Source organism: Neoluteolibacter marinus, from assembly GCF_014904755.1.
Classification (GTDB): Bacteria; Verrucomicrobiota; Verrucomicrobiia; order Verrucomicrobiales; family Akkermansiaceae; genus Haloferula; species Haloferula marina.
This window is the reverse complement of sequence record NZ_JACZFQ010000025.1, coordinates 52,031-65,904: the sequence shown is the minus strand read 5'-3', so window position 1 is coordinate 65,904 and position 13,874 is coordinate 52,031. Positions and strand designations below refer to the sequence as shown.

Sequence of the window (13,874 nt, the reverse complement as noted above, 5' to 3'; positions counted from 1 at the left end):
GTCAGTCGACCCGGATCACGTCCGGCTGGCTGGTGATCAACTGCCAGTCATAGCGTGCCTTGATCGCTTCCTCGCGGGCGCGTTGGTCGGTGATGCCGTCAATCGCCCGCTGGGCCGCCGCCCTGTCGTTCTTAACCCACAGGGAACCGAGCATCATCTCGATGAAGCCGCACTCGCGGTGCCAGTCGCCCGGGGGGAGCTGCTCCAGCCATGCGCGGCCGGACACGGGATCTTCCAGAAGCCGTTCGGAGATCGAGAGGTTGAAAATGCCCCGCACTTCCTCGCGGGCCGGAAGCTCCAGCGCCCATTCGGAGAGCGCCTTGCGGTCGGTCTGGAAGCCCCGCAGCTTGTCGGCGACGCCGGCGGAGAGGGCCTGCCACTGCTCCGCCTCGATCGCGTGGTCGATCACGTCGAGCAGGGCGGGGGACTTGTTGTTCACCTGGGCGAGCAGCAGCCGCGAAGCCTGGCCGCGGTCTTCCGGGGCGAGCTTTTCCCACTCGGCGGCAAAGGCCTCCGGATCGGCTTCGCGCAGCGCGCTGGCCCAGGCGGCCATGCCGCGGGTACGCTCTCCGCCGGCGGGCAGGGCGTTCCATTCTTCGTGAAGGAGGGCGGGATCGCCGGTGGCGGGCCGGTTCTGATACATCATGCTCATCCAGCCTTCCAATTGTCGCGGCGTGCCGCTGGCGGCCATCTTGGCGATCATCTCCTCATGGGTTCCCTCCGGGGTCACCGGGAATCCGGAAGTGAGATAGGCGACCGCCTGGGCATGAAACTGGGCCGGGATTTCCCCGAGCATTGATGCCACAAGGCCGGGTTCCGTCCGGACGACGCCGGCGATCCAGGCGTCGCCGAGAAGGTGGAGGGCCATCTTGTTGCTCTGCAGGACCTTCCACGCTTCGAGCGGTTGTTCACTGAAGGCCGTGAGGAAGGCCTGCCCCAGCGAGCGGTGATTGTACTGCCAGTCGTTGCCGTCCCATGCTTCGCCGAGATACGCGTCGATGGCTCCCGACAGATCGACCTGGGCCCATTCGGCCAGGAGTTTCTGCTGGGCCTTGAATCGGGCTTGCGGGCCGAGAGGTTCCTTGGCGAGGGCTGCCCAGGCGGCGCGGAACACCGCGGAGCGGCTTTCGCCGCGTTGGCCCCCGGACTTCTTGCCTCGCATCCCGTCCGCGGCCTCCGCGGGTGAGTGTGCCTGGGCGTCTCCGGAGGATTGGCCAGAGATTCCGGAAGGGGAAAGGTGCGGCAGGACCGTGGCAGCGAGGGCGACCCCGACGGCGGCGGCACCCAGATGGGTGGCGATTTTCAGGGCGGGTTTCATCGGTGGAGGGAGATGCGTTTCCGGAGTTCGGTATCGGTGACCTCGCTGCGCAGGGAGGCGGCGAGCTCCGGATTGCCGCCATCGACGGCCCGGGCGAGGGAATAGAGACCCATTTCGCGGTCGATTCCCGGCGGCAAGTGCCGGACCCATTCGACGTAGCCGTCTCGCAGCCGCTCATGGTTGGTGAAACCGCGCCGGTTCCAGGCATCCAGGCGGCCTTCCCACAGTTCGGGCGTGTCGGAAGGAACCTGCTGGAGCATTTCGAGGAATTTGTGCGGCTCGACGTCGTTGAAATGGGAGCGCGAGGTGTGGAGCACGAGGTCGTTGCGCCCGGCCTCAGGGAGATCCGCGAGGAGTGACATGGCCTCCGCCGGGTTTTCCTCGGCCAGCTCGCGGAAGACCAGCTCGCGGATGGCATCCGGCTCCTGCTGCGCGAGCTCGGGAGTGCCGGCATACACGTGGTCGAGGACCTCCTGCGCGGTGACCTGGCCGTTGCGGAAGGCATTGCCCCAGTCCCGTTCATCGGCGAGCAGGTGATTGACGTCGTTGCGGACCAGCTCCGCTGCTCCTGCCCCGATCTTGAGCCTTGTATCAAGCGGCACCCGCGGATCGCTCCAGATGCTCTGAAGTGCGGACGGACTCTCCTTTAGTTTCTGGCGGAATTCTTCCGGCAAAGACTCATCTCCAAGGATCTCTGCCAGGAAAGCGCCCTGGTCGGCCTCCCCCTGGCGGTAGGCGATCAGGAGCTTTGGTTCACCACATGCCACGGCGAGATCGGCCAATTCCTCTAGGTTTCCGGGAGGCCAGTCACTTCCCATGCGTTCGACAAAGAATCTCCAGCTTGACCCGGAAATGGTCCCTTTCAATTTCAACACCCCGGTGGCATCGGCTGCGGTTCCCATGAGCGTGGCAAGATGGGACACCAGTTCGTAGCTCCGGGTTTTCGTCATCTCGATCATCGGGATCACCACGTCCGCCCCCTCGCGTCGATAGGTCTCGGCAAAAGCGAGGCGCGCGATGAAGGAGCCAAAACCCCGCTTTTCGGGCGTCGAGGCATCCAGCCACGCAAAGAATGCCCGTGGGTCCTTTGACATCCAGAGGTAACCGAGGGCGGTCGAGTCGGTGATGCTCGTGCTTTGTGATTTCCCCGGGTTTTCCGCCGTGGCCAGAAGTCCGTCCAGCGCTTCGGCGAAATCGGCGGGAACCGCAATGGTATCAATCCGTCCCAAGACTTCCGGATCCATGCGGAGCAGGTCCGAGCGCGTGGCGGCATCATCATTGGCCCCGGATCCCAGGGGGGGCGACTCCATGGCCGTTGCGAGGATCCGCTCTGCTGAGATCGCGCCCTTGGACGATCGATCCCGATGCTTGCTTGCCGGTGCGGAGACCGCGGCGGCGCCCGATTTCTCCCCCGGACCCATCTCCTGATAGATTGCCCATCCAGCGGCAATCGCCAGGCCGTGGGTCATCAGCGAGATGAAGAGCCGGGGAGAGGGTTTCATGTTCGTGACATAATTGGAACGGCGGGGAGTTGGCAAGGGAATGACCCGGCATGCCGTGTGGGGGACAAAAAAACGCCCGCGGCCGGAGAACCGGCAGCGGGCGTGGGTAAAGGGGGAGGATCCGGGTGAATCCGGTTGTCAGCGGGAATCTTATTCGCCGAGTCCGAAGCGGACGAAGCGGCGGATCTCGAGGGTGTCACCGACTTCCTTGCCCTTGGCTTCGACCAGCTTCTTGATCGTGGTGTCGGGATCCTTCACGAAGGCCTGCTCGAGGAGGCAGCTTTCGGAGAAGAACTTGCCGATCTTGCCCATGATGATCTTTTCGATCATCTCGGCCGGCTTGCCTTCGTTGGCGAGCTGGACGCGGAAGATGTCCTTTTCGGCTTCGATGGTCTCGGCGGAGATATCGTCGCGGGAAAGGCCCTTCGGCGCGGCGGCGGCGATGTGCAGGGTGACGTCCTTGACGAGGTCGCGGAATTCTTCCTTGGCCGCGGTCTCGCCGTTGCCGGCGCTGACTTCGAGGAGCACGCCGACCTTGCCGCCCATGTGGATGTACTGGGCGATGGCGCCGTTGTCGGCGAGGTCGAAGCGCTCGAACTTGCGCAGGCGGATGTTTTCACCGAGCTCAAGGACCTTGGCCTTGATGAAGTCTTCGGCGGAAAGGTCGCCGATCTTCACGGCGAGGGCTTCCTCGAGGTTCTTGGCGTTGGAAGCGGCGAGGGCATCGGCGATCTGGTCGACGAAGGCGACGAAGCCGTCGTTGCGGGAGACGAAGTCGGTCTCGCAGTTCACTTCGGCGAGGATGCCGGTCTTGCCGTCGGCGGAAAGGCGGGCGGCGATGATGCCTTCGGATGCCTCGCGGTCGGCCTTGCCGGCGGCCTTGGCGATGCCGCGCTCACGCAGGTAGGTGATGGCGGCCTGGAGGTCGCCGTCGGTTTCCTGGAGGGCCTTCTTGCACTCCATCATGCCGACGTTGGTCTTTTCGCGGAGTTCCTTGACGAGGGATGCGGTGATCATTGCTTGGATAAAGTTGGCAGGTTGGGAAAAAAGAGGCTGCGGCACCCGGAAAGGAACCGCAGCCGGGGAAAGGTGACGAATCAGCCCTTCTTGGCGACGACGATGGCGTCGACCAGGTTCTGAAGGAGGATGCGGATCGAGCGGACGGCGTCGTCGTTGCCCGGGATCGGGTATTCCACCACCGACGGGTCGGCGTTGGTGTCGACGATGGCGACGATCGGGATCTCGAGGCGGCGGGCTTCGGCCACGGCGATCGACTCACGGGCGGAGTCGACGATGACGATGGCGTCCGGCTTGCCTTCGAGGCCACGGATGCCGCGCAGGTTGCGCAGCAGCTTTTCGCGTTCGCGGCCGAGAGCGGAGAGTTCCTTCTTGGACATCGACTTGAACTCCGGCTGCTTCTCGATGGACTCGAGCCAGCGCAGGCGTTCGATCGACTTCTTGACGGTGCTCATGTTGGTGAGCATGCCGCCGAGCCAGCGGTGATTGACGTAGTATTGGCCAGTGGCTTCCGCGGCTTCGCGGATGGCGTCCTGGGCCTGGCGCTTGCAGCCGACGAAGAGGATCTTCTTGCCCTTGCCGGCGAGGTCGGCGAGGAAATCAGCGGCCTTGTCGAGACGCTTGACGGTCTGTTCGAGGTCGATGATGTAGATGCCACCCTTGTCCTTCATGAGGAAGGACTTCATTTTCGGGTTCCACTTCTTGGTCTGGTGACCGTAGTGGACGCCGGCGTCCACCATTTCGCTGATGAGTTCGTTGATCATGGGATGTGTTTGTCCCGCCTTGATTCAGGACGGGCGATTCTGGAAGACCCACCGCTTGGGATCCCCTCCGGTCTTCCGATGCTGTGCGGCGGCGCGTGAAGGGGGTGGCGGAATAGGGGGGAGCAGGACGCTTGGCAAGGGAAAAGCAGGGGGATTTCCCTGCCGTCCGGGATCCTGCGGGCTGGCGGCGGGGGAGGTGCGGGCCGCGCAGGTAGGATGGAATCGCCGGATCGAAAAATCTTGAACGAAGGAGGCGGTAAAGCGCGTTTTGTGAGCGTGAAAATGACGTTTTGTGTGTTTGCTCTGCTCGTCGGCCTGGCGGGAGCGCTTCGGGCGGCCCCTGCCGATGAGATTTCCACCAAAGTTCCCCAGGCGAGGGCGATCCTCGACGCGTGGCAGGCAAAGGACCCGGAAGCGGTTCAGAAGAAGCTGCACATCGTCTATTGGACACCGTCCGACCGCGAGCCGTCGCCGCGCTACGCCGAGCGTCTGGGCGCGATCCTGGAGAACATCCGGGATTTCTACTCGAAGGAGATGCGACGTCTCGGATTCGGGCCCCGGACCATCCGGCTGGATTACGGCGACGACGGGAAAATGAAGGTGCACCTGGTGAAGGGCCGCCAACCGTACTCCCACTATGAGGTCCAATCCGGCGGCGAGATCCGCAACGAATGCCTGACGACCCTGCGGGCGGCGGGGATCGACCCTGAACGGGAGACGATCGTGATCTTCTGCAACATGTCGAACTGGGACCCCGCCAAGCGGACGATCTCCCAGAACAGCCCCTACTACGCCAGCGGCTCGAACCGTCAGGGGACGGCCTGGCAGGTCGACTCGCCGATCCTCGACCTGGACTCGCTGGCGGCGAAGGAGCCGCGGGTGAAGGACGGTCAGTACGGCGACATTTCGATCGGCCGCTACAATTCGATTTTCATCGGCGGAGTCTGCCATGAGCTCGGCCATGCCCTGAGCCTGCCCCACAACAAGCAGCGGCCGGACGAGCAGGAGGCCTTTGGCACGGCCCTCATGGGCAGCGGGAATCGCAGCTACGGCGAGGATCTCCGGGGGGAGGGCAAGGGATCGTTCCTCACCTTGGCCCATGGACTGCGGCTGGCGTCCCACCCGATTTTCTGCGGTTCCGGCAAGGGGATCGATCTGCCTGCGAACGCAGTGGTCGACGAGGTGAAGATCCACAACCTGGGGCAGAGCTTCACCTTGTCGGGCCGGGTGACCGCCAATCCGCCGGCCTACGCGGTGATCGGTTACATGGATCCGGAAGGTGGCGGCGACTACGACGCAACCACCTGCACGGCGATCCCCGACGGGGAAGGCCGCTTCACCCTGGAGGCGAACGCGTTGGCGGCCGGAAAGGCCGGAGTGCTGCGCCTGGTGGTCTGCCAGGCGAACGGCGCGGCGAATTCCTTCGCCTCCGCGACCAGCCGGATCATTTACCCCTACAAGGTGGCAAAGAACGGTCACGTCGATCTCTCCGCGGTCCAGGCGCAGCTCGAACTGGTGCCCCTGATCAACGCGCTGGACGGATCGGCCGATGAGGTCGGGGCGGCGCTCTCGAAGATCGAGTCGGGAGGGGCGGATCCCGTGGTGCTGGAGACGGCGAGGGTGCTGGCGGAATCGGCCCGCTTTCAAGCCGGTCCGGCCCCGGCGCAGGCGGAAGGCGAGCTCTGCCATTTGCCGGACGCCGCGATGAAGTCGTCGCGGGTTGGCTACGGGCGATTCACACCGAACCGCCTGCCGGAGGGCATGCTGTTCATCTGCGAGTCGAAATTGTTTCCGCGCGGGCTCTACGCCCATGCCCGGTCGAGCCACGTCTGGGACCTCGGCGGCAAGTGGCAATCGCTTTCAGGCCACGCCGGATTCCCGGACGTACGGCGCGGCGGATCCTGCGTGTTCGTGGTGCTGGCCGACGGCAAGGAGCTGTGGCGCTCTCCGAAGACCGAGCCCGGCTCCTTGCGACCCTTCAAGGTCGACGTCAGCGGGGTGCAGTCCCTGGAACTGCGGGTGGAAGACGCCGGCGACGGCATCAGTTCCGACTGGGGGTGTTGGTTCGACCCCCAGCTCCGGCGCTGAGGCGGCGTCAAACCCAGCGCCAACGTTCCGCGCACCAGCGGTAGCCGCTGCCTTCCGCCACGATGTGCCCGATGCCGGGCCAAGGGAGGTGGAAGGCGTAGCAGCGGGTGCGCTTCTCCACCGCCTCGGTCCAGTAGCGCTTGCGGGTGACCACGGCAGTGACGGGATCGTGGTCGAAGGCGATCGTCCAGTTGGGGTCCGCGAACATCAGCAGGTGATGGTGCGCGAGATCGACGATGTGCAGCAACTCCTCCTTGCCCGAGCGGATGCGGAAGCAGGCGTGGCCGTCGGTATGGCCGGGAGCAGCCTCGATACGAACCACGCCGCCGAGCGCTTCGGTGCCGTCCTTCACCGGCCGCAGGTTGTCCTGCAGGGTGTCGAAGTGGCGGCGGACCTCGCGGATCATCCCGGGGATCGCGTTCTTGTCGCGCTTTGATTTGGAGAAATCCGGTTCCGGCGACCGCCAGAAGGCGAGCTCTTCCTCGAGCAGGTAAATCTTCGCGTTCGGAAAGGCGGGCTTGTCGCCATCGACGAAGCCGTTGAGGTGGTCAGCGTGCGCATGGCTGATGAAGCCGGCGGTGACCTGGTCGGGGGAAATGCCGATGGCCGCGAGTCCTTCCTGCAGCCAGCCCATCTTCGGATTGTTGCCGCGGCCGAAGCCGGCGTCGAAAACCGCGACGTCATCGCCCGAGCGGACGACGAGAATATTGACGTAGAGGGCAATCGGTCCCGGGGTCTCGCCGTGGCGGTCCATTTCCGCCTTCATCCTCGGACGCTCCTCCTCCGGCCACATCAGCCCGAGTCCTTCGCCGAGATTGAGGTCGCAGTCGCTGATCGAGAATGCCTCGAGGTCGCCGATCTTGAAGCGATAAACGAAGGGATCGCGGAACGGCTTCGGGGCGTCGGCGGCTTGAGCCCGGGCGCTTGCCGAGAGGGCGGCCATGCCGGCGAGGGCAGTGCCGACGAAGCCGCGGCGCGAGAGGTCGGAAGGATTCATGGGGGCAAGCTACGATGGAATGAACCGGATTCCATCAGTGGAACCGCGCAAGCGTGTCAGCCTCCGCGGACCTCAGTCCTTCTTGGCGGTGTAATCGAAGACGAGTGCCTTTTCGAGGATCGGCTTGAGCTTCGCGCCAAAGGCCTTGTGCGCCTCGTGGGGCAGGTAGGCTTCAAGCCCGGCCTTGTCCTTGAAGGTGACGAGGAAGCAGTGGGTGAAGCCGTCGTTCAGCTTTTCCACGCTTTCGCTGGGGCCCCATTCGTAGCCGGTGATGGTGTCGATCTTCGACGGCAGTTCGGCGAAGGCCTTTTCAATTTCCTTCACCTGTTCGGCCGTGGCCTCCGGCTTGAACTTGAACAGGACGACGTGGCGGAATTCGTTTTCGGCAAGGGCGGAGCTGGCGAGCGCGGCGGACATGGCGGTGATCAGGATGGTTTTGAACATGACCCGATCGTTCGCTCCGGGCCCCGGGCTGTCAAATCCCATGGCGTGCATCGTCCGGCCGATCTCCCTCCGGGTGCAAATTCCACCACGAATTCCCATGGCCCGGCCGCGGATCCGGGTGTTTCGTCACCACGGCATGGAGCGATCAAAGACACACAGCAAAACCATCGGCTACCTCCTTTGGATCTTTGGGTTCACCGGGGCGCATCGCTTTTACTTCGGTCGGCCGATCAGCGGCGCGATCTGGTTTTTCACCGGCGGGTTGTTCCTCGTCGGTTGGTTGGTCGACGTTTTCCTGATTCCCGGCATGGAGCGGTCGGCGGGGCGGAAATATGCCGAGGGCCCGGTCGACTATTCGGTGGCCTGGCTGCTGCAGACCTTCCTGGGACCGCTGGGCATCCACCGCTTTTACATGGGAAAGATCGGCACGGGGTTGCTCTGGTTGCTGACAGGGGGGCTCGTCGGCATCGGCTGGCTCTACGACTTCTGCACCCTGAACGAGCAGGTCGACGCGTGCAATGTGGAGAGCGGACTCGAGCTCACTTGTCCCAGACGAAATTCTCCAGTTTGAGTGCAGCGGCGCGGCCGGCGGCTTCCTTTGACAGCTCGCTGTCGCGGTCCAGCTGGGCGTGGCGCTCGGCGACGGCAATCGCGGCTTCCCAGCGCTTGGCGTTTTCGAGCAGGGTGCGGGCCCGCACGCCGCAGCGGTGGACCCAGGTCCAGTCGGCCGGCGCCTGCCGGGCGGCTTCCTCGAGAACCGAGAAGTAGACATCGAGCGCTTCCGCTTCGCGGGTTTTCGACGGAACTTTCGGGTCGGGCAAGCGCTCGAGCACCAGGCCGCGGTTGTATTGGATCTCGAAACGCCAGGCTGAATTCTCGGGAAGCCCCGCCAAGAGATCGACATAGATCCCCAGCGCCCGCTCGAGCGGGGCCTTGTCGGAACCGGCACTGTTGTAGAGCGCCACACAGAGGTCCAGGCCGGCGATGATGCGCTGCGGGTGATCCTTTTTCATACCCTCGAACCACGGGAGCAGCACCGCGGCGGCCTCGGCCGCCCCGAGCACCCGGGCTTTCTCAAGGCGGGCGACATCGGCCAGCGGGTCCTTCGCCTCGATCAGGCGGTCGTAGAGGACGGCACTTTCCTGCTTGGCTTGAGCCGTGGCCACGAGGGCCGCCGAGCGGGCCGCCAGCAACAGGGCGGGTGACGCCAGGGTGCTCTGCGGATGCGTGGTGGCCAGTTCCTCGAGTTTGATCCGGGCGTCGTTGTAGTCGCCGTTCTGGTAGCGGGCCAAGCCGAGTTCGTAGGTGATTTCGGGGGCCCGCGGGTCGTCCGGGTTGGCCGCCAGGTAGTTCTCGGCGAGGACCGCGGCTTCTTCCCAAAGGTGTTCGGTTCCGGCGAGACGGATCCGTGCCAAGGTGAGGGCAGCGGACGGCAAAGTCGCGGTTTCTTCCGCGGTCAGGCTGTCGAGCTGGGCCTTGGCGAAGGCCGGATCGGCGGGCGATGACTGCAGGGCCGAGATCGCCGCGGCAAGCCGGGCCTCGGGCACCCGGGGATGGGAAGGGTGGTCGAGGATGAAGCGGTCAAGCGCGGGCGTCGCGGCAGGATCCCTTTTGGAGGTCAGGTAGAGGGCCCGCTCCAGTTCGAGGTCGGCGGCCATCGCGTCGCGGTCCTTCGAGTGCCCGGCCAACGCATCGAACGCGGCGAGGTCGCCCGCCGCCAGGCGTGCCGCGGCTTCGTTGATGGTGACGTCGCGGCGCGCCTCGCCGTCGAGAAGATTTGCCGCCTTGGAGAGTTCCCCGGCGGCCAGCGTGAAGTCCCCGGCACCGAAGGCGGTGGCGGCGGCGGACAGCGACGCCTCGGCGCGGAGCACCGGTGAGGTCGCTTGCTCGTCGAGGGTGGCGAGGGCGGTGGCCGCCTCGGTCTTGCGGCCGTCGGCCAGGTCCCAGCGGCTGAGTTCGAGCAGCGACCGTTCGGCGAGCGGATGGGTTGGGTAGTCGAGCCGCAGTTGGACGAGCAAGCGCCGCGCCTTGGATTTTGATTCCGGGGATCCCTCGCGCCTGAGGCCGAGGGCGAGGTGGTAGATTGCCTGGGTGCCGAGTTCGTCCGCGGCGGGCGGGGCTGTCGGCCAGACGGCGCTGCTGCCGTTGCCGATGGCGATGCCAACGGGTGACTTCGGCAGGGAATTCGGCGCCCATTCGTCGAGCCGGCTGAGAATGATGTCATCGGGCGCCGGCTTCTCCGGCAGGCACTCAAGCAGCAGCGGCAGTGCCTGGCCGAGGCGCGGGGAGTCACGCTGCTTCTCGATGAATGCGATCAGTCCGTCGATCGCCGCGACGCGGTTGCCCCCGGCCAGTTGGGCTTTGGCAAGGCCCACGGCGGCGTCGTTCTGGAAGATCCGCGCTTCCGGGCCTTCCTGTTCGAGGAGTTTTGAGAAGATGGCCTCGGCCGCCTGGTGTTCGCCTTTTTCGAGTTGCGCCCGCCCGCGCAGGAGCTCGGCCCGCATCGAGTTGCGCGGCGTCATCTTGGCATTCGGCGGCGGGATCGAGGTCAGCGCTTCCTCGGCCTTGCCCTGGTCGAGCAGGATCGCGGCGGTCTCCAGCCGGGCACGGAAGACGGTCGCGGCTTCCTTGTCCTTGGTGAGCGGGGTCAGGGCTTCAAGCGCCCCGGCCTGGTCGCCGAGCGCCAGCAGCAGCGACGCACGGGTGAAGCGGGATTCCCGGAAATGAGGGGCGCCGGGGGCGGTGGAGTTTTCATCCAGAAGGGCGAGCGCCGCGGTGAAATCGCCCTCGACGATCAATGCCTGGGCTTTCCAGAAAGGAAGTTCGGCGTTTCCGGTGAGGACGGGCTCCGACAGGGTCTTCAGGGCACCCTCGGCGTCGCCAGCCCGGATCCGGGCTTCGGCCAAGCGCAGCAGCACCAGCTGGCGGGCTTCCGGATCGAGGTCGGGCGTGATCAACGCCGCTTCGAAGCGTGCCTCGGCGACTTCCCACAAGCGCATCGACAGCGCCTCGAGGCCTTCCCTGAAAACCGGTAGTTTCCCGGGATCCGGTCCGGCCGCGGCGGCAAACATCGTCGCCAGTGGCAGGGCGATCAGGGTGCGGCGGAGCATGGACGGAACCTAGGACGATCAATCCGCGTTGACCAGCGGCATCAGACGCTGTCGGAAGTCGCGAGGATCGACGACAAGTCCTTGGCGAGCAGCTTCCGCAATTCGTTGGGATGGATTCCCAGCGACGCACCGGCCTCCTTGAGGTCCCCCGACTGGCGGTCCAGGGCGCAAGTGGCCATTTCGCGGGCGATCCAGCCGATCGCGTTCTCGCCGGCGGGGGCGGAGTCGAGAAGCCGTTCGACCGCCTGGCGAATCGCTCCCTTCTCGGATCCGGGTGCCGCGGCGAGCGGGATGTCGGCCGGCAAAAGGACGGTCGACGAGGCGAGCGCGCAGGCCCGGGCGATGGTGTTTTCCAGCTCGCGGACGTTGCCGGGCCAGCGGTGTTGCTGGAGGGCGGTGATGCCTTCGGCGGAAAGCCGGATGCGCGCCATGCCGTTCTTGCGGGTGATCCGCTGGAGGAAGAACTCGGCGAGCAGCGGGATGTCCTCGGCCCGCTCGCGGAGCGGGGGCAGGCGGATCTCGACGACGTTCAGCCGGTAGTAGAGGTCCTCGCGGAATCGACCCGCGGCGACCTCGGTCGACAGGGTCTTGTTGGTCGCGGTAACGATGCGTACGTCGGAGCTGAGGGTTTCGTTCGAGCCGACCCTGGAAAAGGTGCCGTCCTGCAGGACGCGGAGCAGCTTCACCTGCACCGAAAGCGGCATGTCGCCGATCTCGTCGAGGAAGAGGGTACCGCCGTCGCCTTGCTCGAAGCGTCCCGCGCGGCGCGCGATGGCGCCGGTGAAAGAGCCCTTCTCATGGCCGAACAGCTCGCTTTCGAGCAGGTTTTCCGGAATGGCGCCGCAGTTAATCGTGATCAGCTCCTGCTGGCGGCGCGGTGAATACTCGTGGATCGCCTTGGCGACGAGCTCCTTGCCGGTGCCGCTTTCTCCGGTCACCAAAACAGGCGCGTCCGAGCGGGCGACGCGGCCGACAATCTTGAAAACGTCCTGGAGGGCGCGGGAGACGCCGATGATCTTCACCCGCCCGTCGAGGGTCGGCATTTCGGCGTCCGGCTGGTCGGCGGAGCGGCGGTCCTCGACCATTTGCAGGGCGCTCTCCACCACCGGGCGGAGCTCGAAGGGGAGCGCTTCCTTGCGCATCACGTCGTGGGCCCCGCGCTGGGTCGCCTCGATCACCTGGCCGGTGCTCGGGAAGCCGGTGGTCAGGATCACCAGGGTGTTCGGCGAAGTCTGGCGGATCCGCGATAGCAGCTCGATCCCGTCGAAGGGCTGGAGCTGGATGTCGGAGATCACCAGGTCGACCTGGGTCTTCTCCACCACCTTCACCGCCTTGTCGGCGTGGTCGCAACGGAGGATGCGCAGGCCGTTCGCCGACAAGTGCTTGGTGGCCCACTCCAAAAAGTCGTGGTCCTGGTCTACGATGAGGATCGTCTGTTCCGGCGGGGCGTCGGGCATGGGTTGCTGCGGGGGAACGTGACGGCTGAGGCCCGCGAGCGCAAGGCGCGGATGAGTCAGGGCCATTCGTGGATTCGCGCAGCCCGCGGGGGATCCATGTGCGGGGCGAATGCACCGCCGCGGTCAGGTCGGCAGGTTTCGGGGTTCCGCGGTGGGTCGGGGGAATGCGGCTTCGAGCAGGTAGGCGACGGCGGGCGACAGGAGGAATCCGACGAGAAGCCCTGCTCCAGAAAGGAGAACGGGCATGCTGAGGGGCTGCCATCGGCCATCTGGAGCAGGTCCGGGGTATTTGAGGATGTAAAGGGGACCATCAAGTCCTCCGACTTGGATCCGCATTTTCGACGAGAGCAGGGCAATTTCCGCAGCGCTTATCTCATTTTGGATCAATACGGTGAGTTCCCGATGCTTCAGGACAGCTAAGGGTAGCCCGAAGTAGTGCAGAGGGTGGATCAATCCTGACGACTCCAGGCCGTCCCGCCTGCTGGCGGACCATTCTTTCTTGTTCCGATCGAGTTCAACTTTCAGTTCTTCGATCTTTGCGCTGAGCTCAGTATGGATCCCGGCGAGCCGATCCAGATGCCGTTGTTTCTCCTGATCACGAAGGTTTGCCATCAGGGCCTTGCAGAGCGCCACGTTGTCGGCAGTTTCAATGCTTCTCACCTTGATCTCGATCGAAGCGTCGTTGTGGAGCTCCTTGATTCCGATCAAGCAAGAGAGGCGTTCGAGGTCCTCCCGGGTATCGGGATCCCAGTTCTTTTCTGCCTTGAGGTCGCGGATAGTTGCGCTCAGGACTTCATCGGATCGGGCCGTTGAAGCGATAATTGATAGGTCGGCGGCGGTGGGCTCCGATGGATATCGTAGGTGAATGATTCCCGTGGCAACTTTCGCTCGATCACTGACTTCCCATCCGAGCGTGATTCCAGCCAAAAACCCAAGGAGTGGAACAATCCGGAAAGCATGCCGCCAACGCACGGCGATTTGGCCGAAATTCCAGCGACGAACGGGCGTGGAATTCATGGCGCGGTCGAGTTGGCGATAGCCTGGGGGAAACAGAGCCGGTCTGGCGAGCAGGAATGTGGCCCCGCATCACCTCAAGGCTCTCGTCCCGCAAAAGCCGGAGGCCCTTGGACTGCTGCGATCATTCGCAGCTTTGAAGTTCAGTACGCGGTGCGCTGCT

The 13,874-nt window shown here is 64.9% G+C and carries 11 protein-coding genes; 2 read left to right on the top strand and 9 right to left on the bottom strand.

What is annotated here, in order from left to right; all coding sequences use genetic code 11:
• Position 1: 1 nt before the first annotated feature.
• The 4 genes from IG178_RS07330 to rpsB all read right to left on the bottom strand — a co-directional run bounded on the left by IG178_RS07330 (position 2) and on the right by rpsB (position 4,601).
• Positions 2-1,318, bottom strand: a complete 1,317-nt coding sequence (locus IG178_RS07330; RefSeq protein WP_193211884.1) for a hypothetical protein — start codon at positions 1,316-1,318, stop codon at positions 2-4.
• Positions 1,315-2,820: a hypothetical protein gene (locus tag IG178_RS07325; RefSeq protein WP_193211883.1), complete on the bottom strand. Its 1,506-nt coding sequence runs from the start codon at positions 2,818-2,820 to the stop codon at positions 1,315-1,317. Before IG178_RS07325 ends, IG178_RS07330 begins: the two co-directional genes overlap by 4 nt.
• 150 nt (positions 2,821-2,970) lie before the next feature.
• The gene (tsf, locus tag IG178_RS07320; RefSeq protein ID WP_193211882.1) at positions 2,971-3,837 is read right to left on the bottom strand and encodes a translation elongation factor Ts; all 867 of its coding nucleotides are present in this window, start codon (positions 3,835-3,837) and stop codon (positions 2,971-2,973) included.
• Positions 3,838-3,917: 80 nt separating this feature from the next.
• A complete protein-coding gene (gene rpsB / locus IG178_RS07315; protein ID WP_193211881.1) occupies positions 3,918-4,601 on the bottom strand; it encodes a 30S ribosomal protein S2 in 684 nt (227 codons plus the stop codon).
• Positions 4,602-4,895: 294 nt separating this feature from the next.
• On the opposite strand from rpsB, the gene IG178_RS07310 reads away from it, so the two are divergent.
• Positions 4,896-6,689, top strand: coding sequence for an NPCBM/NEW2 domain-containing protein (locus IG178_RS07310; protein ID WP_343225943.1), 1,794 nt, complete (start codon positions 4,896-4,898; stop codon positions 6,687-6,689).
• 7 nt (positions 6,690-6,696) lie between these two features.
• Here the strand turns inward: IG178_RS07310 and IG178_RS07305 are convergent, their stop codons facing one another.
• Together IG178_RS07305 and IG178_RS07300 are read right to left on the bottom strand one after the other, a co-directional pair.
• Positions 6,697-7,686, bottom strand: coding sequence for an MBL fold metallo-hydrolase (locus tag IG178_RS07305; protein WP_193211879.1), 990 nt, complete (start codon positions 7,684-7,686; stop codon positions 6,697-6,699).
• A 72-nt stretch (positions 7,687-7,758) separates the two neighbouring features.
• Entirely contained in the window at positions 7,759-8,130 is a 372-nt protein-coding gene (locus tag IG178_RS07300) for a Dabb family protein (RefSeq protein ID WP_193211878.1), read from the bottom strand.
• 136 nt (positions 8,131-8,266) lie between these two features.
• Here IG178_RS07300 and IG178_RS07295 point away from each other — a divergent pair, with 136 nt between their 5' ends.
• Positions 8,267-8,701, top strand: coding sequence for a TM2 domain-containing protein (locus tag IG178_RS07295; protein ID WP_193211877.1), 435 nt, complete (start codon positions 8,267-8,269; stop codon positions 8,699-8,701).
• Here IG178_RS07295 and IG178_RS07290 read toward each other — a convergent pair.
• The 3 genes from IG178_RS07290 to IG178_RS07280 all read right to left on the bottom strand — a co-directional run bounded on the left by IG178_RS07290 (position 8,670) and on the right by IG178_RS07280 (position 13,714).
• Positions 8,670-11,240: a tetratricopeptide repeat protein gene (locus IG178_RS07290; protein ID WP_193211876.1), complete on the bottom strand. Its 2,571-nt coding sequence runs from the start codon at positions 11,238-11,240 to the stop codon at positions 8,670-8,672. The genes IG178_RS07295 and IG178_RS07290 overlap by 32 nt on opposite strands.
• A gap of 41 nt (positions 11,241-11,281) precedes the next feature.
• The gene (locus IG178_RS26005) at positions 11,282-12,697 is read right to left on the bottom strand and encodes a sigma-54-dependent transcriptional regulator (protein ID WP_193211875.1); all 1,416 of its coding nucleotides are present in this window, start codon (positions 12,695-12,697) and stop codon (positions 11,282-11,284) included.
• Positions 12,698-12,820: 123 nt separating this feature from the next.
• The gene (locus tag IG178_RS07280; RefSeq protein ID WP_193211874.1) at positions 12,821-13,714 is read right to left on the bottom strand and encodes a hypothetical protein; all 894 of its coding nucleotides are present in this window, start codon (positions 13,712-13,714) and stop codon (positions 12,821-12,823) included.
• Positions 13,715-13,874 lie beyond the last annotated feature (160 nt).